This window comes from Chamaesiphon sp. VAR_48_metabat_135_sub (genome assembly GCF_031418915.1).
GTDB lineage: Bacteria > Cyanobacteriota > Cyanobacteriia > Cyanobacteriales > Chamaesiphonaceae > Chamaesiphon.
The window spans coordinates 1-20487 of the sequence record NZ_JANOJV010000235.1 but is presented as its reverse complement, the minus strand read 5'-3'; the positions used below and the strand labels follow the sequence as shown (position 1 = coordinate 20487).

Genomic DNA, 20487 nt, shown 5'->3' with positions numbered 1-20487 from the left:
ATCGATGATGATTTCGGAAATCGGGCGCGATCTGCAACCAACGTTAACGCAGATCGTCATTTATCCAATTAAATCACTGGATGGGAAAATAGTCGATCGATCTTCGATCTCCGCAGGTGGTGCATTAGCATTCGATCGACGGTGGGCAATCGTGGATGATAAAGGTAAAGTTGTCAATGCAAAACGCACTGCTAAAACCCAGCAATTACGCAGTCAATTCGATCTTGTCGATACAGGTTTAGAACGGCAATTGGTAATTAGTATCCATACGGCGGACAATCCTACTATTCAGACATTTTCATTGACTACCGAACGCCCCGAACTAGCTCGATGGTTGAGTCAATTCTTTGGTTTTCCTGTCCACCTCATCGAAAATGCCGTCGGAGGCTTCCCAGATGACTTAAATGCTTATGGTCCGACAATTATCAGTACAAGCACCTTGGAGACAGTTTGCACTTGGTTTCCCGATCTAGATTTAGCCGAAGTCCGGCGCAGATTTAGAACTAATTTAGAATTGAGTGGCATTCCAGCTTTTTGGGAAGATCGACTATTTGACGCACCAGGAAAAGTAGTTGATTTTCAACTGGGTAATGTCCAATTTCAAGGTATCAATCCTTGTCAACGCTGTATCGTGCCCACTCGTGATGCTCTCACGGGTAATATCACTCCTAATTTTCAACAGATTTTCCAGCAGCAGCGTCAGCAAACACTTCTGACTAAAGTTAGTGGGTGGATGGGATTTATGAGATTCAACCATTTTTATCGATTGGGTGTTAACACCCAAATTCCATTAGTTGAAGCTGGTAAGTTTTTAAATACTGGCGATTTACTACAAGTAAAGCCCATCGCTGCGCGACTAAGTTAAGTTGGCTTAACACTCTTGTCCTTATTATCCCGCGCTAACATTAACCACAAAAATAGCCATGCTAGTACTCGACTAACAGAGCTATTTTTTAAGGTTGAGATTCAGATTGTGACCGTGAAAAGTATAATTAAGATCCTGCTAATGCCGGCTTATTTTGCTTGATTCCATGTCGATCTGTTTCACGCTCGACGATTTGGCGAAACTCGTCTCCATCAATCGTTTCTTTATCGATGAGAATGTCTGCCAAAATATCCATTAACCAGCGATGGGATTGGAGTAGATCGACAGCTTGCTGATGACAGTCCTTGACAATCTTACGAATCTCTCGATCGATTTGTGCTGCAATTGATTCTGAGTATTCTTGATGCTCGGTATCCATCGCCACCAACCCGAGTTCGGACATACCCATTTGAGTCACCATTCCCCGCGCAATGCGGGTTAGGCGTTGGATATCGTTACTCGCGCCGGAATCGACCTCATCTTTACCGAAGACGACTTCCTCAGCCGCACGACCGCCCAGGCTGACAGTAATCATCGCTAGTAGTTTGGCGCGACTTTCTAGTCCATTCTCCTCATTAGGCATCGACCAGGTAATCCCGATAGCTTGACCGCGAGGTAAGACGGTAACTTTTTGGACTGGTTCGTGTTCCTTGAGTAAAGTCATCAGTAAAGCATGACCGATCTCGTGGTAAGCAGTCATCCGCTTAAATTTACCATCCGCGACGACCTTACCCTCCATTCCGGCAATCACGCGATCGATCGCATCGTCAATTTCAGCGATGGTGATTGCGTCTTTGTGACGACGAGCGGTAAAAATTGCCGCCTCATTTAATAAATTGGCTAAATCTGCGCCAGTAAAACCAGTAGTGCGTCGCGCTACTGCTTCCAGCGAGACTGCGGGATCGACTTTTTTATCGCGAGCGTGAACCTTGAGAATTGCCACTCGACCTTTGTAATCGGGGGGATCGACTTGTACTTGTCGATCGAATCGTCCGGGACGTAGTAGCGCGGTATCGAGTACATCGGGGCGGTTGGTCGCCGCAATGATAATTACCCCATTATTGCCCTCAAATCCGTCCATCTCGGTCAGCAATTGATTGAGCGTCTGTTCCCGCTCATCGTTACCGCCACCGATGCCTACGCCCCGCTGACGACCCACTGCGTCGATTTCATCGATGAAGACCAAGCAGGGAGCATTTTCCTTGGCTTTTTTAAATAAATCGCGGACGCGGGACGCGCCAACACCGACGAACATTTCGACGAATTCCGAGCCGGAAATACTGAAAAATGGCACACCTGCTTCACCAGCGATCGCTTTAGCCATCAGGGTTTTACCAGTACCTGGCGATCCGACTAAGAGCACGCCCTTGGGAATTTTGGCACCCACAGAGGTAAACCGTTCTGGCTCTTGCAAGAAAGTGACGATTTCTTGGAGTTCTTCTTTGGCTTCCTCAATCCCAGCCACATCGTCAAACATCACGCCCGTTTTTGCCTGCATCTGAAAGCGGGCGCGAGACTTCCCAAAGTTTAGAGCTTGTCCGCCAGCACTACCCGATCGACGGATAATTGCGGATAATACGGTAATCACGAAAACTAAGAGCAGGACATTGCCCAGTAGTCCAAAAATGGCATTCTTATCAGCCGACTTCTGAACGCCAAATTCGACACCTTTCTCATTGAGCTTACTGTACAACTCGGCATTATCTTCTAATAATGTCACCTCTTTCATCCGCAGTTTGTTATTTGCGGTGGTATCCTTGAGGGTGACTTTCGCGATCTTGGTCACTGGATCGAGTTCTACCTTCGAGACTACCCCACGATCGACCTCCCTGAATAGTTCTCCATAGGTAAGCGTGTTGGGATCGTTTTTGGCAAGCACTGGACTACCCCAAACAACTCCCTGAGCGATTAGCAAGCCAGCCGCTAATCGCCACAATGACTTAGAAAATCGCTTTGATGAGACCTGGGAACTGTTATGCATATATTTCTTTATATCCTTATACCTGCACCTGATGCGGACTATTTTGTCTTTAGTGGTTGGTTCGCACTTCGACCTGCAATCGAGACTTGTATATCTTCTAGTGTAGCTTCAGTTTTATTATTGCCATATTTGCCAGCGGAATTAACATTTTAGGAAATAGTGGATGGTGAAATTACCCGAATCCCAAATCCCGAATCCCGAACCCCGAATCCCGAATCCCCATTCTTACACCTTAGCTAACGGGGAGATTTGCTTGACATCTGTATTGAGGTTGACAAAGTAGAGTTCGATATTGAGATCTGGGTAGCGATCTCGGATTGCCCAATACGCCCGACTCAGGTATTCCGTATGGGTAGTGAGTTCCAATGCAGGATTATCGGCGAGATTGGGATCGATCTTATATTGAAACACAGCACAGTCTTGGTGATCGAGAATAATTACCTTCTTGATATGATGGAGACGATAGGAGATATCCAATTGATCCCAAAATGCGTCAGCATCATACTGGTGGGGCATTCCACTCAAAGCCAGCGAAGCCCCAGCCAGTGCAGTAAAATCGTACTGTCCGCCCAGATTTTGGAGCGAAAGAAAGTAGCGTTCTGCTTCGAGAATTCGATAATCGATACAACTTAGGACTAGAGCTTTGGGGACTTTTTTTTCAGCTCTGGCAATAGCAGGGTCGATCAGACTAGCTGTAGTCAGCACTCCCGCTCCAACGAGATGACGGAGAAATTGACGGCGATTGGTGATGTGCGAGGCTACACGATCGTGCTGAAAACACTGACAACTATCCCGCATGTTAGTTTGCTCTAATTTAGAAAAATTCAACCCTACCATGTCACTGTTACTAGTGGTGTAGCGATTGTGGTTGGTGGTGGAAAATCTATACTATCTATTCTACCAAAAGCTGTCGGTCTCACGGTAGGTTCGCAAGTACGGCAATCCAGAATATAGGGTGTTGGGGTGTATTAGATCGTTTATTAGGCTGTACTCCCGTACGCCCCCACTCCCGTACTCCCCCACTCACCTACCCCTGATATACCAATAGTGTAAAATTAAACACACTTCCCTTCCCTAGTACAGATTCTACCCAAATTTGTCCGTAATGTGCGCGAACGATCTGTTGACAAACAGCTAAACCAATACCGTAGCCGGATTGAGACAGATCTCGCTCGAGCCTGTGGCGATCTTGGAAGATCCGTTTCTGGTTTTCGGCGGGAATGCCCAACCCATTGTCACAAATACTCATTTGAATGGTTTGAGCGGTGCGATGGAGCGCGCTGATATGAATGCGACCGCGATCGGGTGTATATTTGATCGCATTGTCCAACAGATTGATAATTACCTGACGTAGTTTATCAATATCGCCATAGACACAGGGGATATCTTGAGGGATATCGGTGGTAATAACTTGTCCTTTCGTTTGAAATTGAGTATCTAGTTGCGCAATGACGGCTGAAACTACTTGAGTCAAATCGAGTTTTTGGGGACGGAGATCTAACTCAGTACTATGATTGGCTAGCGGTTGCAAAATGTCAGTAACTAAGCGATCGATCGATTGTAGTTGAATGCGCGCACTTTCGATTAATCTGGCGATTGTTTCTGGCTCCAAGGAATTGGCACGATAATCCACAGGATTATGGATAATTTCTAAGGTGCCTAATGCCAATGCTGCTGCAGTCAGAGGATTTCGCAGATCGTGAGCCAATACAGACATCGCGCGATCTTGCAATTTTAACCGATCGAGTAACTCTTCTTTATCTTGTTTGAGCCGAAAAACTTCATCAGTCAACTTAATCAGTTTACTCACATAACCGATCGAGTCACTCAATCCGAACTTTTCCTTTTGTTCGCAATCTGAATTCGTCGATTCACCATAATCTATCGGCAGATCGTTGCCTTCCAAAAATAACTCTTCTTGCCAACCTTCCCAACAGTTATCGATGCGATCGATCAGGTTGCTACCTGCTAAGATCTGGCGGGGGGCTGGAGACAGCTTTACTAGTGCTGGCGTAGCAATTACCCGATAATGTTCGGCCAAATCTGGTTGTTTGCCAACATCGACAACTTTTAGCTCGAAAGAACGCTCGGCATTAAGGATCGCTAATTTGTCACGGATCTCTTGATTGTGAATATAGCTAGTCATACGCTCATCAAGGAACAGCAGTAGCTGTAACGATCTTGACGAATTACTGGGTGGATAGCGATCGATTGGCATTCATTCTCGTTGGCGTAGCCTCTCCGATAGAGAATCGAGAGCTAGGTTGGGCAATTGTGAAGGTTATTAAATATTAACCAAATTTAAGTATGAACCAGATCTGTAGTTTTATTAACAAAAATTTAACATTATTTAAAAAAATGTAATTATTCGATCGATGATAGTGATTGCTCACTGTTAATTGTGTTATGTCGCAGCCAACTTCGCAAGCGAGTGGGGTTCGTTCACGCTAATATTAACGATAGTGTCTTAACTATCTGCCACTCGCTGTTCCCACACGCTATCCCTATGAGTACTCCACTCGGTTATGTTGCGTTAGTCCTACACGCTCATCTCCCCTTTGTTCGCCATCCTGAAAGTGATTTTGTCCTTGAAGAAGAATGGCTGTATGAAGCCATCACCGAAACTTATATTCCTCTGCTCCACGTTTTTGAGGGATTAAAACGGGACGGCATCGACTTCAAAATTACCATGAGCATGACTCCACCATTGGTGTCTATGCTACGCGACCCCTTGCTCCAAGATCGATATGACGAGCATCTGGGCAAGTTAGAAGAATTAGCCCTCAAAGAGATCGATACCAACAAAGATAACGGACATCTCAAGTACTTAGCAGAGTATTATGTTAAAGAATTTGCCGCAATTCGGAAAACTTGGGAACGACACAATCGAGATTTAATCGGTGCCTTCAAAGGATTTTTAGATAGCAATAACCTCGAAATCATCACTTGCGGTGCGACTCACGGCTACTTACCGCTGATGAAAATGTATCCCGAAGCGGTGTGGGCGCAAATTCGGGTAGCGTGCGAACATTATGAAGAAAATTTTGGTCGCGCTCCAAAAGGGATTTGGCTGCCAGAATGTGCCTACTATGAAGGACTAGAACGGATGCTGGCGGATGCTGGTTTGCGCTATTTCCTCACCGACGGACATGGGATTATGTACGCCCGTCCTCGTCCGCGTTTTGGTAACTACGCGCCGATCTTTACCGAAACTGGGGTAGCAGCATTCGGTCGAGATCAGGAGTCTTCCCAACAAGTATGGTCGTCGATGGTGGGATATCCTGGCGCACCAGAATATCGAGAATTTTATAAAGATTTAGGTTGGGATGCGGATTACGACTATATTAAGCCGTACATTATGCCCAACGGTCAACGAAAGAATATCGGCATTAAATACCACAAAATCACCTCGAAAACTGGTGGTGAGAAAGCTCTCTACGATCCCTATTGGGCAAAGGAGAAAGCAGCCGATCACGCTCAGAACTTCATGTACAATCGCCAGCAACAGGTGACAAATCTCGCGGGAATGATGCCACGTCCACCGCTGATTGTCTCGCCCTACGATGCCGAATTATTCGGTCACTGGTGGTATGAAGGCCCTTGGTTCATCGATTACTTCTTCCGCAAATCTTGGTACGATCAACAGACTTATCAAATCACCCACTTAGCGGACTATCTCCGTGCTCAACCCACCCAACAGGTGTGTCGTCCCGCTCAATCTAGTTGGGGGTATAAAGGTTTCCACGAGTACTGGTTGAATGAAACTAATGCATGGGTGTATCCTCACCTCCACAAGGGTGCAGAGCGAATGATCGAATTAGCACGGATGGAGCCAGCCGACGAATTGCAATGGCGCGCACTCAATCAAGCCGCACGAGAACTATTACTCGCGCAATCCTCTGACTGGGCATTTATCATGCGGACTGGGACGATGGTACCATATGCCATCCGGCGCACTCGATCGCACCTAGTCCGCTTCCACAAGCTCTACGACGAACTCAAAGAAGGGAAAGTCGATAGTGGCTGGTTGGAAAAAGTCGAAACGATGGATAATATTTTCCCCAGTATTAATTACCGAGCTTATCGACCATTGTAATAAAGTGGGGGCAATCCACAAATTGCTCCCACTTTAAATTTCAGGGCTTGTCTCAACAGCAAATCATACATTAATTCAGCAACGCCGAAAAGATTTAGAGCTAAATTTATCGACACTCCTGGAAAACCGAGAACTAGCTACTAATAGTCATCCTCGGTTGATGAGAATGCAATGTGCAGCTTTGGAAGATCAAATTCAGGAGATGTATGGGGAGATAAGCGAGTACGAGAATTTGAAAGATGGTAAGGTAAGAATTACGATCGTCTATCAGAACTACCAATTGCATTAATTAAGGCGATAATATCAGCCGGAATGAGTCAAGGAGAACTAGCAGATACGATCGGGATTAAAGAACAACAAATTCAGCGATATGAAGCCAATCATTATCAGGCTGTGGGGTTCGACAGATTGTTAGAAATTGCCAAGGTTTTGTCGATTCTCGTACCGAGAGGCTACGCCAACGAACTAGTCGATAAAGTAGTACTCCAACCTAGTCGTTAATCAGCAGTATTGGTATTTTTCACAGTCAAATAGAGCATAATAAACAAAACTCTTCAAGAGGTAAACCGATCGTGAACTGGAAAACACATATTCATTCAGATCCTAAAATTCTGCTGGGGAAGCCTGTAATTAAAGGAACGCGATTATCGGTTGAATTCATTCTGGGGCTATTTTCAGAAGGTTGGACAGAGCAACAAGTTTTAGAGAACTATCCAACACTTAATACTCGATCGATCCAAGCTGTATTCGCTTTTGCGGCGGAGTGTCTTCAAGAAGATGTATATTACACATCCTTATTATCTGAGGCAAGCTAATGCAGCTTATAGCCGATGAAAATTTTCCGTTAATTAGCGTTCGACTGCTCCGACAATCAGGTTATGATGTCACTTCTGTGACTGAAGATTCTCCAGGAATTGAAGATACAGAAGTCTTGGCTCGTGCGGTAAATGAGCAACGAATAATTTTGACATTCGACCGCGATTATGGCGAACTCATCTATCGTTTTCGTTTACCTGCGCCAAAAGGTGTCATTTATTTACGATTTCGTCCTCACTCACCAGAAGAGCCAGCATCACTATTATTGAATTTGTTACAGACCGAAGAATTACAGTTTGAGGGAAGGTTTACAATAGTTGAACGCGATAAAATTCGTCAACGCCCCTTACCATAATTGCATTACGATATCCCCGACTTCTTCAAGAAGTCGGGGATATGCCCCAACTAGCCTCCAACCTAGTCGTTAATCTAATCACAGCCAACGAAAATCTTTGATTCATTCTATTATTCTAAATTCTGATGAATCCTAGCTTCGTTTCTGCACCGCCCTCAAATGAATTTGGGGCTAATAACAAAAGTTCTCTTCAGAGAACTGTCTGATTTTACTCAGTCCATTTCAATGGACTTTCGCTATTAGCCCGTTGGCGTAGCCTCTCGGAACGAGACACTTATAGTTCAGGGCGGTGCTGGAGCGGAGCAAATCAATTTTCCTTGTCCAGAACTCACACTACTTATCGTCCAATCTTGAATATGTTGCTGTAATTTTGGCAAGAAAGAATGAAAATCTCGTTCGAGATCGATCGATTCCCGTTCGAGTATTGGCATTGCATCAAGAAGCTTAATTCTTTCACCCATCCTAGCTTTAATTCGATAATCGATTCTGTCTAGAGCATTTTCTACACCAGATAAATGTTGATAGCTAGTTAACCAATCGCCATCCACCATATACCCGATTATTTGTCTAGCTGATAGTGGAATATCGCCTGAATATTTTTGAAATGATTCATATATCTCTGCCGTAAAATCAGTGAAGATAGTATCAGAATACATCGCCCAATTCTTTGCTAGTAAATGGTCGTAAAAAACATCGATTAATATTCCCGCAAACTTACTATACTCTTTATCGATCCTTTTCTTGCTGATTTTGACAATTGGATGGCTATCGGTAAATTTATCAATAGCGTAATGTCTACTGACACCTCGCCTTAAATTACAATTGAGTCCATCTAAATCTTTCCCTTTCACCAAATCGCCTAATAAATTACCTAAGCGATTGTCAACGTTTGGTTCTGACAGTAAGATGTGAGCAAGCCAGTTCATAATATTATCAATTTTTATCGACTGAGCGATAGCGTTTATAATGGTGGGCAAAAGTTAGTAGTGAACTAACTGAAGATGTCTTACTATATTTTGCCCACCCTACAAAGCTTTAAACCGCAAAACTGGTTTTGGTAGTCGGTTCGTGCGGATCGAGATCTATCTAGCTCAGATGGGTATACTAGACTGAGACTGTGCGTCTAACGAATAGTTTAGACCAAGTATTAGATTTTAATCCAGGAGTATTTAAGAGTGGATCAAATTGTAGATAAAATTGCTGCGTTAGGAGTGCCTGGTCTAGTTCTTCTAGTAGCTATGTCTGTTGCGGGTTTTGCAGGTGCAGCAGCACTAACAACAGCATTGGCGATGCTTGGTGGCCCATTTGGGATGATAGGCGGGATTGCTGTACTTGGAATTTTGGGCTTGATGTCTAAAGGACTAGCAGAGTATGGATTTGAAAAAATGTTTCAGGGAGTTGTAGATGAACTCTACAAGAAAGGGAAAACAAAATCAGATATTGAAAGAGAAGTTGATTCGTATCCTATATCAAAAGATCTGAAGTTGAAGATTAGAAATTATCTTCATGAGATTGGCTAGATAATGAGTAATCATTTTGAAAATTTTGCTCGTAAGTTAGCTCAGGACGCTTTCAAAAGAACTGGAGAGTTGATAATTGAAGTGTGCAATGACCAAATTCCTCTTCTGAAACCTGCTCTTGAAGAGTTACAAAATGGGACTCGTCGCTATCCTAAACCAAAAATTTCTCAGAAGGAAAGAACTATACGAGACCGTTTAGCAGCACAAATTCCTGGTAGCCAGATTGAAGTACCTACTGCAAGTGGACGAATTGATATTCTCACACCTTCTAAAGTGATAGAGGTCAAGAATGTTAGACGTTATAAGCACGCTATTGGACAAGTTGTAAGTTACAGCCATTACTATCCAGAACATGAACGGTGCGTTTATCTTTTTGGTAAAGTATCTGAAAAACAGCAGAAGCTAATAATTCAAGAGTGTTGCACTGCAAAGGTTACTGTTGTATTTGTATGATTGTCTTTAGGGGCTTTGTTTACTTAAACAACCATCGATAAAATTCCAGAAATATCGAACGAACCTGCCCGACTCCACCAGCCAATATCGATTGCGATTCGATCGGGTATGGACGGTAATGTTCGTTGGCAAAGCCTTTCGGAACGAAAATCGGTTGTTGGTGGGTGAGGGCGGGTTTGATTTAGATTTTTAGAAGATTCGTAATCGATCGCATAAACCCGCCCCTACGACGTATAGGAATAAGTTTGAATTTGGAATTGCTGTCGAGTCTAATCAATTCCATCATTCAACTCATCTTCATCCAGATCCAGATCGATTTCCTCAACCAGAGGCTCAATCAAAGATTCTTCACCATTAACAATCGATTCAATCGCCACAACCTGACGGACAAAAGCTGGACATTTCGCAGTCGGATCGACATCGCGCTTGTACAATGGACTCTCCTCCCCGCGACAGAGATAACCATCGAAAAACTCACATACCGCGCAACAATCCATCCCACTCAAAATCGCCGAGTCAACTGCAAAAGATTTATGACTGGCGGGTTTGAGCATCAATCCGCCTTTTGTCCATTTTGCTGATAATAATCCCGTTGCGGCTAAATGTTGCCAACGGGGATCTTCTAGCACGCTATCGGCGATGCGGAGCCATGCACCATCGAATTCAGCTTCGATTTCGAGTTCAAATTCTTGTCCCGCATCGACTCTGGCTACCTGAGCTTTGGAGAGGTGTTCGGGTGCTTGTCCGAAGGTAATCGTATCACCGACTTCGGGGATGTGAATCCAATATTTATCGCGTAAATCGCCAGCGCGGGAGAGTTCGTGGAGGGCGGACTTGGAACCGTGGATCAGGATCAGGTGTTGGGGATTGACACGATGGATGACTTGGGTAATCCCGACTCGATCGGCATGAGCAGACAAATTAAAGCGTTGAATTTTGGCTCTGACGGTGAGCGGGGTACCATCGAGTTCGATTTCAGCATCTGGTTCTAGGCTTTGGAGGAAACGTCCAGGGGATTCTTCGTCGGTATAGCCGGAGATGAAAATAGCCCCATTTTCCCGTTCTAATAGGATTTTAGCATAGCCGATGCTGGCTCCACCTGTCAACATGCCGGAACTAGCGATTACTACTGAGGGGTGAGCGATCGCGAGGGGGCGTTCTTTGGGCGATCCGATCGAGATGATCCGTGGTGAGGATTTCTCGCTGAAGAAGGGGGACTGGGTTTTGGCGAAGTTCTTGACGGCGGCGGGGAGTAAATCGAGTTGGTTTTGGAATAAGTCGGTGACTTCGCGGACTAAGCCATCGACGTAGACGGGGACATTGACGCTATGGAATAGGGCACTGGTACGGATGGCGAGGATGATTTCCTGAGCACGTCCGAGGGCGAAGGCTGGTATTAAAACGTTACCACCTGCGGCGACGACTTCGACGATCGCTTTGATCAAGTCGCTCTCTTGGCTGCGGCGGGAGGGGTGGGTATCTGCGCCGTAGGTGGATTCGGTGATGAGGATGTCGGCTTCGGGTAAATCGGCTAGTTTCAAGCCCTCGGCGGTGCGGCTGCTGGTGGTATTGTAGTCGCCTGTATAGAGGATCGATCGATTCCCATATTTCATGTAGATACAGGCTGCACCGACGATATGCCCAGCATGAATGAACCGCACTGTCAAGCCTGGGAGGGGCGAGAAGTCTACGCCGACGGGTTGAGTTTGGAGCGTGAATAGGGTGCGATCGAGATCGTCGGCAGAAAATACCTGTCCGAAGTCTTCATTTCCCTCTTTCTGTTGTGCTGTCTGCACCTTCAAACCATCTGTCAGCATCACATGAGCGATTTCCCGTGTCCCGTGGGTACAAATCATCGGCACATCGGGGAAATTGCGATGAAAAATCGGCAACGCCCCAATATGATCGAGGTGAGCGTGAGTAACTAGCATCAAATTTGGACGCTCTAACAATTCAAACGCAGGTAAAGGATCGCTCCCCTTGGGGCGAGTTCCCGCATCCATCACGATCTCATATGGCCCAATTTGCACCCGAAAACAAGACGCACCAATCCCTCTAGCTGCACCTAACGGGGTGACAATTAATCTGTCTAAATATTTATCATCCTCATTTACTGTTAATTCTCCCCCATCGGTAGGAACGGTAGATTTAGCAGAAACATACTTAGTCTGATGAGGATACGCATAGACTCGCGCCACCTTAGTCCGCCCATGTACCTGTACTCTGGCACGTAATTCTGTCGGGACTAAACTTTGAGCCTCCCATTCCCAGATTGGCTCCTTGACTCTAGTGAGGGATAATTCCCAATCTCGCTCAGTTAGCTCCAAATTTAGGGCGGCTAGGGCGAAAGGAGTCATTTCAGCCTTCCGGTCACCATCCAGGTTACGGGCATTGTAAATGGTCTTAGGGGCAACGCTGGTGAGAGATTTAACAGTTGATTCCCCACCTTCGGTTGAATCGAGATGGGTGGCTTTGAGAATCTCTAATGTCGTTCCGACTCGTTGGGCGACAATTTGCCACAATTGCCCCGTTTTCATCGCTTCCGGCGGATTTAGAAATGTTGGACGAATCGTAGTTTCGCCATGTTTGTCAATCTTCGCCGTGACCATGTTATGCTTGCGACTGACTTGGCAAATTCTGGCGACACAGACGAATTTATCAGGTTCAAGCGCAGTCTCCGCATACGCTCCAACGATTTGCAAACGAGTAATATTTCCATCGGTTTGCATAATCGGAATTACCAGCCATTGTTTATCACCCTCAATCAGAGTGATATCTCCCAACGGCGCAGCGCGAAATTTAATTCCATCGCGGGTAGTTAGGACTAGTTTAGTCGGTTCTCGATCGTCAGGTGCGATCGTGCCACTAACTGTCATTTCACAATAGTGTTCGAGTGAAGTCTCTTGATGATTAGTGGACACGATCGTCGTTAGTTGGTATTTATGGATTGGATTCAGTACAGTAGTCGTCGCAAATATCCCTACAGTTCTATATGTTAATCATCCAACTCATCTCTTGCACCAGCGACTCGCGCCCGTCTTTGTTTGCCATTGCCCCAAATCCACCAGCAGCAATCGATTATTCTTGAAACGGGGGTGGAGAATTTGGAATTGCTGTTGTCGTATTGAAAATCGAATTTTATGTTAAGATAAGGAGTCGATGCGGGTGTAATTCAGTGGTAGAATGTCACCTTCCCAAGGTGAACGTCGTGGGTTCGAGTCCCATCGCCCGCTTGATCCAAGATTTTTCGATCGACGATCGAGTCTCATGCCCAATTTCCATTAATTAACGCCACAACCATTGAATTGCGGGATTGTTAGTCAGTGGAGATCGCCAATTTACCCCTCGATCGTAAAACTATCGCGGAGATGAAAATCAGCTTCTTTGCCACTATGTTTCAATGCCCAATAACTCATCTCACCCTGAGTGGATTTAATCACTGTTGCGATCGCAATTTCTATAGATAGATCGATCGGCATAATTCCACTCAGATCGAATGCTAGTTTTAGCCCGATCAAATTAATAGACCGATCGACAGTAAATGGCAGAGATGTAAATGCTATTTCATCCCGTAAACCCTGGCGATAATCATCGAGGCGAAAGACATTCCAATCTCCAGATGGTGAGAGATTAAATTCCCAATAATTTCGATTGCCTGGAACGCCGAGAAAGAACTCGAAACAGGTAGCTTCCCAGAGATAAAACTGACGGCTAGGTTTATTTACAGGTGCCGCGATCGATACCGAACTAAGATCGCCTTGTAATAAGTACTCGATCGACAGGATATGATTATCTCTCTCGATCTGACCGCTGATTTTAATCAGCGGTAAACTGCTCTCAGTGAGAAAAGGATGAAGTGTGAATTTATTCATGCACGTAAATCTTCAATAATCGATCGAATCGCTGTCTCTTGGTCTTCAATACTCTCAGTTAGTTTAAATTGAACTAATGCGCGATCGAGATTATGAGTCGGATATTTAACTTTGAAATAAACATTACCTGCCAAATGGTCTGTAAAAAATCTCAGCCCCAATTCAAAGGCAATCAATCGAATCCCATCGAATAGGTATTCATAGTCATATTCCGTCAGAAAACCACTAGCTTGAGAGAGATATCCAGCTAAAATAGATCGACACATCTGCGTATCAAATTGCACCTGTTCCCATTCTGTCGTCTCTTCACCGAGCGGATTGCAACCCGATCGCAAACAATCACCAATATCGTAGTGTACCAGCCCTGGCTTGACCGTATCGAGATCGATAATCCCGATCGCCTGTTGGGTCGTCGTACAAATCATCACGTTATTCACCTTGGGATCGCCGTGAATCGGTCGTAAAGGCAGCTTACCATCACTTTTAGCATCCTCCAGTACTCGCGCCCATTCTTGCCGCGCCTGGATGAACTTGAGACAATAATCTACTTGCCGATCGATCTCACCTGTATACGTCGGTAGTACTCGATGATAATCTTCGAGATATTGGGGCGTAATATGAAACCCCTCCAGCGTATCAGCTAATTGAGTGGGATCTAGATCGCTAATTAAATGATGAAATCGCCCCAACGCATAACCAACTTCGCGCCCATGTTCGATATCCTGGATGATATCGATCGATTCCGAGCCATCGATAAAACTAATTGCACGCCAATAAGATCCATCGGGTTCTACCCAACTATCTCGATTGTCTATTGTTAATAATACTCGTGGGACTGACCAGCGACGATCTGGCAGATCTAACTCGCACTGCAATTTATCACATACATGCTGAGTAAAGATCCGCATATTCTGCATCACTAATGCAGGTTGCTGAAAGACATGAGTATTGATCCGTTGCAATACAAAGCAAGGTTCTACTTCATCAACAACGGTGACGAGAAATGTATCATTAATATTGCCATTCCCAAAGGCGCGAACGGCAGTAATCTGTTTTGATGCAGCAAATTGTTGAGCGATACCAGTCAGACGATCCAATGTTCTTTTAGGGGTTGGGGATTCGGGATTTGGCAATATTTTAGATCGCAACTATTAACTATCTCGAAACTTGTTGTGCTGACTTGTTTTCCAGGGATTCAACCAGAGATTTTTCCTCCAAGGCGAGGGAATTATGCTCGGTTACTAGTTGATTATACTCGTCAGTTTGCTGTCTGAGTTGGGAGACTAGTTGATTGTAGCTTTGGACGCGACTGTTAAAAGTGGACACGCGGAAACTATAATCGCTTTGAGGACTGCTGGCGATCGAGCTTTGTAGACTCGATCGTTCTGATTCAACCGTTTCAGCCTCCTGTTTTACCTGTACGGATAATTGCTCTAGTACCGATTTGCGCGTTATCAACTGGTTGGTCAAAATCTTCGCCTTGTCTCGTAGTGCGGTGAATACGCCTTCATACTGTTCTGATAAAGCGACGATCTTCGATCGATTGGTAAAATATATTTGATAATGTTCCTCTAGTTCGGGGCTGAGATTCCGCGCCTCAGTACCTAAAATCGAGTGTAGCTCATTATTCACCGACTTCGGATCTTGATCGTTATATGTCTGGACGAGCTTGATGATACGTGGGTTTTGAATTTTTTCCAATACCGATTGTAACTGATTGTCTACTTGTGTCTGCTCGAATAACGACATTCGTTGATAAGCAACGTGCAGCATTTCATGCGCTGCGGTGACTTCCATCACGCCTTGCAACCTCGGATCGGTAACGGCTTGGAGAAAAATTCCTTTGTTCGACACATAACAACCCAAAACTACCGTATGCTCGGAACTCTGGCAGAGATTGAGTGCCGATTTTCTGCTTTCGATCGTCGGTTGATTGACGTAAAATAATCGACGAGCGGTATCTGTCATCGTCGTCACTGTTGCGAGTCTGGCAATTTCTGGTGACGGTTGATATCTAAGCAATTTACTCCAATCTTGCAAGTCTTGAGCCGACCTAATTCCGATGATGATGACAACAACGACAATTGCACTAACCAGATGACGTTTGAGTCGTTTCATATACACAAATTCGATGAGATTACAGACTGGCGAGTCTTCTTCATCCTACTCTAAATTCTCATGCTAATCCCGTGTATATTGGATCGGGAGTTGTGCATTCTGGTCTGTCTAGTTAAGATGAACAGCCAATGGTAATGTTTAGCCGATCGAAACTCACGCAATTTAACGTTATTAATTTATGGATTGTCAATTCTCCCCTGAGGCTGCTACGCAAACGATTGATTGGGAACAACAACGCGCCTGGGTAGAAATTGACAGATCGGCTCTAAAACATAATGTGCGCCAGATTAAAAGTTTATTGGCACCAACTACTACTGTCATGGCGGTAGTCAAAGCCGATGCCTATGGACATGGGGCGATCGATATCGCTCGAACCGTTGTCGCCGAGGGCGTTGAATGGTTGGCTGTTGCGACTGTGACAGAAGGCATAGAACTCAGATCGGCAGGAATAGTCGCCCCAATTCTAATTTTGGGTGCGGTAAATAGCACTGTCCAGGTACAGGCGATCGTCAAATGGGGGCTTCAACCAACAATTTGCAACATCGAACAGGCAATCTCGATCTCGAAAGCTGTCGCCAAATTACCACCCACCTCACCTCTAACCGTCCATCTCAAGCTCGATACGGGCATGTCTAGATTGGGGACAAATTGGCAGCAAGCTATCACTTTTTTCGGTGAGGTCAAAAGTCTACCCTATCTGCAAATCGGCAGCTTGTACTCGCATTTAGCCACCGCTGACGAACTAGACCTTACCGTTATGGAGTTGCAACTCGATCGATTTCAGCGAGCAATTGCGGCGATTAGTACTGCTGGTTACGAACTTCCCCTCCTCCATCTCGCCAATTCCGCAGCGATATTAGTCGGCGATCGATTACACTACCAGTTAGTTCGACCAGGGTTAATCTTATACGGACTTTGCCCAGCAACGCACTTGCAATCTAGCATCGATCTTCAGCCAGTCTTGAGTGTCAAAGCCAGGATTACTCAAGTTAAAGATATTTCTGCTGGAACGGGTGTAAGTTATGGTTATCGGTTTATTGCCGATCGAGATATTCGGTTAGCCATAGTCGGTATCGGTTATGCTGACGGCATTCCCAGACGATTGTCAGGTCGAATGCAGGTGGCGATTAGAGGTCGGTTAGTTCCTCAAATTGGCTCGATTACAATGGATCAAATTATGCTCGATGTTAGTCTGATTCCCGATCTTCAGGTGGGAGAGATCGTCACAATTTTAGGACGAGATGGTAACGTCCAAATTACCGCAGACGATTGGGCAAACGAACTAGGCACCATCTCCTGGGAAATCCTCTGTGGCTTCAAACATCGCTTACCAAGAGTGAGTAGAGGATAGAGTATGTGAGGAGATTAAGACAAACCTTTATCCAAAATGTATCAAACTGAATCCCGAACCCCGAACCCCGAACCCCGAACCCCTAATATCAAGAATTGCAAAAAATGACGATCGCGAGTCAGTGAAATAGTGTATATGTATTCAGGTAAGTAACATTATTGCAATGTTAGTAAATATCAAAGGCAAGGAGGCGATCGCGAGTGGACGAGTCCTATCACACTTATCTCAACCGCGTGGCAAAAATGACCTTACCCGCCACCTATGAGTCTCAGGTCAAAAATATCCAAGAATCACCTAAGTTCAGGTTGGCTGCGGATGGTAGTCGGCAAGCAGTAGCGTTTCCTGGGTACTCCGTGATTACACCACCAGGGGCTGAAGATCCTGCCAATAGTGGCGTTTATCAAGACTTGGCGGCATGTCAGCAACAGCTTACCAAGCAATTGGAGCCAGATTTATTAGTTTTAGTCGAGCCAGCTAGTTTTCACTTCACCCTAGCCGATTTGATTTGGGATAGTGCTTACCGGATGGCAAATGATGCCAACCCTGACTTTGAGCATAAATTACTCGATCGCATTGAAGATAGTTTTAAGATCTATCAGAACTCGCTCGTCGAAACTAAGCCGATTCGCTGGCAAATCATGGGGTTGACTGTCCGACCTCGTGCAATTGAAGTAAGCTTAGTACCAAAAGATGAGTATAGTTACGATCGAATTATCGCTTTTCGGCGGGCTATTTATCAAAGTTCGAGTTTGATTTCCCTCGGGATCGAGCAGCAGTATTATTTTACCGCTCACACAACATTAGCTTATTTTGCTAATGTCGATCGAGAGATCGATCGCGCTCGTCTGAGTGATACTTTGCAAGAATACAACATGCACTGGCTCGACCATCCGCAAGAGATTATTTTAGCTCAAGGGCAATTGCGGAAGTTCACGGATATGTCTAACTATGAACGACAACCGAATTTCCCAATCGTTCAATTGTAGGTAGTTAAGAATTGTCAATAAATAGTAAACGACAACCAGTTTGGTTGTCGTTTTTTTAAATCCCGATTTGATGGAAACATGTTTACTTTCGAGACAGTCATTCCCATTAACTCCATGTATTGAGAGAATTCCCCAAATGACTAAAATTCAACGGCTCTGGATCCACTTGCCTAAACGTGCTCAAATCGAGTCCAGTCCTACTCATTCCAGCAACTGGAAACCAGCTCTATCCATCTTACTAACAGCTAGTTTTGTACTGATAGCAGGAATTGCGCCTGGGAATACCCAAGAGCGGAAACCCGCCCGAACTCTAACAGCCAGTGGTAGGGGCATTGTGACTATTCCTACCACACTGAGTCAAATTCGGCTAGCGATCGAAGTCCAAGGCAAAACCCCCAGTAGTGCTCAACAGGAAGCAGCTAGGCGTTCGGATCGGGTCATAAATTACCTCAAAACTCAACAGATAGACAAGCTCCAAACAACGGGAATCAACCTCAATCCCACTTATATTTATCCTAGTAATGGTAAGCCTCAAATTACTGGATACACGTCCACAAATAGTATCAGTTTTCGGGTAACTACCGATCGAGCGGGTGCAATCCTCGATGCTGCCGTCAAAAATGGTGCAACACGGATTGATGGGGTGAGCTTTGTCGCTAGCGAACAGGCAATTTCTACAGCCCAAATTCAAGCTCTCAAACAAGCCACTCAAGATGCCCAACGTCAAGCTGATGCAGTGCTGGAAAGTCTAAATCTCAAGCGGAAAGAAATTATCGGGATCAAGATTGATAATACCTCTAGCCCCTCACCAATTCCCGTTGCAGCAGAAATGATGATGAGAGCGAAAGTAGCTGAGGTCGCTCCCGCCACTCCTGTCGTTGGTGGCGAACAACAAGTAGAAGCAGGCGTAACGATGGATATCGGCTATTGAATTAGTTGAAAGTGAAGGGGTATCGAAATCTTTCATTCATTAGGGGACGTTTACGTCAGCTCAGAGGCTTGGAATGAGAATCGAACCCCGACATTGCGATCGAATCTTCAGATGTCGTTGCTAACTTATGAGCCGTTGCCGTGATTGCTTTAGGACTTGAATAAGTCGGGTATACAGCGGTACTGGAGGATCTGAGGGGAACTCTATCGATTTTCAACAGTCCTAGTTAAATAAGCCGCGATCGATTTAAACTAAGTTGACAAAATATTTAATTCCCCGAATAATACAGATGCAGAAACCATTTCAACGCTTAATCGTAGTTAGTTGTCTCTTGGGTGCCCTAATTTTGGGTGGTTGCGATAGTCCCAACAAACAGCAATCTAACACATCTCCCAACACGCCACCAGCACCGACTGGTAGCCCAGTGCCAACTAGCGACCAATTCCCTGGATTACCTAGACTCAATGGCAAAGCGACAGTAGTAATGACTGTCAAGGGCAAACAAATTACGATCGAGTTGGATGGTAATAACGCCCCAATTAGTGCTGGTAACTTTGTCGATCTAGTTCAGCGCAAATTTTATGATGGCTTAACCTTCCATCGTGTGGTTCGTCAACCTCAACCTTTTGTCGTCCAAGGTGGCGATCCGAAAGGTAATGGCAGTGGCGGCTACATTCCCGCTGGAACCAGTGCCGAACGTCGAATTCCCCTAGAAATCAAACCCAAAGGCGCAACGGCACCAGTTTACGGTCAAACTATTACTGATGTGCCAGAACTCCAACATAAACGCGGCACGATCGCGATGGCAAGATCTCAGGCTCCCGATTCTGCATCTTCCCAATTTTATTTTACTCTCGCAGATATCGCTTTCCTCGACGGTAATTATGCTGTATTTGGCAAAATTACTCAGGGTCTAGAACTAATCGATACGATTCAACAAGGTGATAAAATTACCTCAGCGAAGGTGACTCAAGGGATTGAGAATCTGAAGAAATAGGTAAATTAGTTGAAAGTTGAAAGCGAAAAGTGCGGTCTTGGGGTTTCCCCTGTCTTGTCTCACTTATTTTGACGGGGAACCCGTCCAAAAGTGAGCCGCTGTCTTGTCGTTTTCTTATTCGGGGGTTCCCCCCGAATAAAAACGCC

General features: G+C 45.1%; 19 protein-coding genes and 1 tRNA gene. 12 read left to right on the top strand and 8 right to left on the bottom strand.

Annotated elements, in window-relative coordinates:
* The first annotated feature begins 4 nt into the window (after window positions 1-4).
* A complete protein-coding gene (locus tag RMO55_RS16675) occupies window positions 5-865 on the top strand; it encodes an MOSC N-terminal beta barrel domain-containing protein (RefSeq protein ID WP_310428307.1) in 861 nt (286 codons plus the stop codon).
* A gap of 127 nt (window positions 866-992) precedes the next feature.
* Here RMO55_RS16675 and ftsH read toward each other — a convergent pair whose 3' ends face one another.
* From ftsH to RMO55_RS16660, 3 genes are all read right to left on the bottom strand, one after another.
* Window positions 993-2846 (bottom strand): ATP-dependent zinc metalloprotease FtsH, encoded by a 1854-nt coding sequence (ftsH, locus tag RMO55_RS16670; protein WP_310428306.1) that lies wholly within the window; start codon window positions 2844-2846, stop codon window positions 993-995.
* 225 nt (window positions 2847-3071) lie between these two features.
* Complete coding sequence (locus RMO55_RS16665; protein ID WP_396134363.1) at window positions 3072-3644, bottom strand: carbonic anhydrase; 573 nt, start codon at window positions 3642-3644, stop codon at window positions 3072-3074.
* Window positions 3645-3873: 229 nt separating this feature from the next.
* Complete coding sequence (locus RMO55_RS16660; protein WP_310428302.1) at window positions 3874-5064, bottom strand: histidine kinase; 1191 nt, start codon at window positions 5062-5064, stop codon at window positions 3874-3876.
* Between the two features lie 288 nt (window positions 5065-5352).
* Here RMO55_RS16660 and RMO55_RS16655 point away from each other — a divergent pair, with 288 nt between their 5' ends.
* From RMO55_RS16655 to RMO55_RS16640, 4 genes are all read left to right on the top strand, one after another.
* The gene (locus RMO55_RS16655; RefSeq protein WP_310428299.1) at window positions 5353-6942 is read left to right on the top strand and encodes a glycoside hydrolase family 57 protein; all 1590 of its coding nucleotides are present in this window, start codon (window positions 5353-5355) and stop codon (window positions 6940-6942) included.
* 279 nt (window positions 6943-7221) lie between these two features.
* Entirely contained in the window at window positions 7222-7443 is a 222-nt protein-coding gene (locus RMO55_RS16650) for a helix-turn-helix domain-containing protein (protein WP_396134362.1), read from the top strand.
* A 71-nt stretch (window positions 7444-7514) separates the two neighbouring features.
* Window positions 7515-7757 carry a DUF433 domain-containing protein gene (locus RMO55_RS16645; protein ID WP_310428294.1) on the top strand — a complete coding sequence of 81 codons (243 nt, stop codon included), beginning with the start codon at window positions 7515-7517 and terminating at the stop codon, window positions 7755-7757.
* Window positions 7757-8113, top strand: a complete 357-nt coding sequence (locus tag RMO55_RS16640; protein WP_310428292.1) for a DUF5615 family PIN-like protein — start codon at window positions 7757-7759, stop codon at window positions 8111-8113. The genes RMO55_RS16645 and RMO55_RS16640 overlap by 1 nt, the downstream gene beginning before the upstream one ends.
* Before the next feature lie 281 nt (window positions 8114-8394).
* Here RMO55_RS16640 and RMO55_RS16635 read toward each other — a convergent pair whose 3' ends face one another.
* The gene (locus tag RMO55_RS16635; RefSeq protein WP_310428289.1) at window positions 8395-9039 is read right to left on the bottom strand and encodes an acyl carrier protein phosphodiesterase; all 645 of its coding nucleotides are present in this window, start codon (window positions 9037-9039) and stop codon (window positions 8395-8397) included.
* 249 nt (window positions 9040-9288) lie between these two features.
* Here RMO55_RS16635 and RMO55_RS16630 point away from each other — a divergent pair, with 249 nt between their 5' ends.
* Both RMO55_RS16630 and RMO55_RS16625 read left to right on the top strand, forming a co-directional pair.
* On the top strand, window positions 9289-9633 hold the full coding sequence (locus tag RMO55_RS16630) for a hypothetical protein (RefSeq protein ID WP_310428287.1): 345 nt from the start codon (window positions 9289-9291) through the stop codon (window positions 9631-9633).
* A gap of 3 nt (window positions 9634-9636) precedes the next feature.
* Window positions 9637-10086, top strand: a complete 450-nt coding sequence (locus RMO55_RS16625; RefSeq protein ID WP_310428285.1) for a hypothetical protein — start codon at window positions 9637-9639, stop codon at window positions 10084-10086.
* 269 nt (window positions 10087-10355) lie between these two features.
* On the opposite strand, the gene RMO55_RS16620 is transcribed toward RMO55_RS16625, so the two are convergent.
* On the bottom strand, window positions 10356-13007 hold the full coding sequence (locus RMO55_RS16620; protein WP_310428282.1) for an MBL fold metallo-hydrolase: 2652 nt from the start codon (window positions 13005-13007) through the stop codon (window positions 10356-10358).
* A gap of 240 nt (window positions 13008-13247) precedes the next feature.
* Between RMO55_RS16620 and RMO55_RS16615 the strand changes: the two genes are divergently transcribed.
* A tRNA-Gly gene (locus tag RMO55_RS16615) sits at window positions 13248-13319 on the top strand.
* Between the two features lie 105 nt (window positions 13320-13424).
* On the opposite strand, the gene RMO55_RS16610 is transcribed toward RMO55_RS16615, so the two are convergent.
* From RMO55_RS16610 to RMO55_RS16600, 3 genes are read right to left on the bottom strand one after another with little or no spacing between them, the layout of a single operon-like run.
* Window positions 13425-13958 (bottom strand): DOMON-like domain-containing protein, encoded by a 534-nt coding sequence (locus RMO55_RS16610; protein ID WP_310428280.1) that lies wholly within the window; start codon window positions 13956-13958, stop codon window positions 13425-13427.
* Window positions 13955-15055, bottom strand: coding sequence for an aminoglycoside phosphotransferase family protein (locus tag RMO55_RS16605; RefSeq protein ID WP_310428277.1), 1101 nt, complete (start codon window positions 15053-15055; stop codon window positions 13955-13957). Before RMO55_RS16605 ends, RMO55_RS16610 begins: the two co-directional genes overlap by 4 nt.
* A gap of 58 nt (window positions 15056-15113) precedes the next feature.
* Entirely contained in the window at window positions 15114-16076 is a 963-nt protein-coding gene (locus RMO55_RS16600) for a hypothetical protein (protein ID WP_310428274.1), read from the bottom strand.
* A 178-nt stretch (window positions 16077-16254) separates the two neighbouring features.
* Here RMO55_RS16600 and alr point away from each other — a divergent pair, with 178 nt between their 5' ends.
* From alr to RMO55_RS16580, 4 genes are all read left to right on the top strand, one after another.
* Window positions 16255-17427, top strand: coding sequence for an alanine racemase (alr, locus tag RMO55_RS16595; RefSeq protein WP_310428272.1), 1173 nt, complete (start codon window positions 16255-16257; stop codon window positions 17425-17427).
* A 200-nt stretch (window positions 17428-17627) separates the two neighbouring features.
* On the top strand, window positions 17628-18413 hold the full coding sequence (locus tag RMO55_RS16590) for a DUF1868 domain-containing protein (RefSeq protein ID WP_310428270.1): 786 nt from the start codon (window positions 17628-17630) through the stop codon (window positions 18411-18413).
* A gap of 136 nt (window positions 18414-18549) precedes the next feature.
* Window positions 18550-19344 (top strand): SIMPL domain-containing protein, encoded by a 795-nt coding sequence (locus RMO55_RS16585; protein WP_310428267.1) that lies wholly within the window; start codon window positions 18550-18552, stop codon window positions 19342-19344.
* Window positions 19345-19633: 289 nt separating this feature from the next.
* Window positions 19634-20341, top strand: a complete 708-nt coding sequence (locus RMO55_RS16580; RefSeq protein ID WP_310428264.1) for a peptidylprolyl isomerase — start codon at window positions 19634-19636, stop codon at window positions 20339-20341.
* The last annotated feature ends 146 nt before the right edge of the window (window positions 20342-20487 follow it).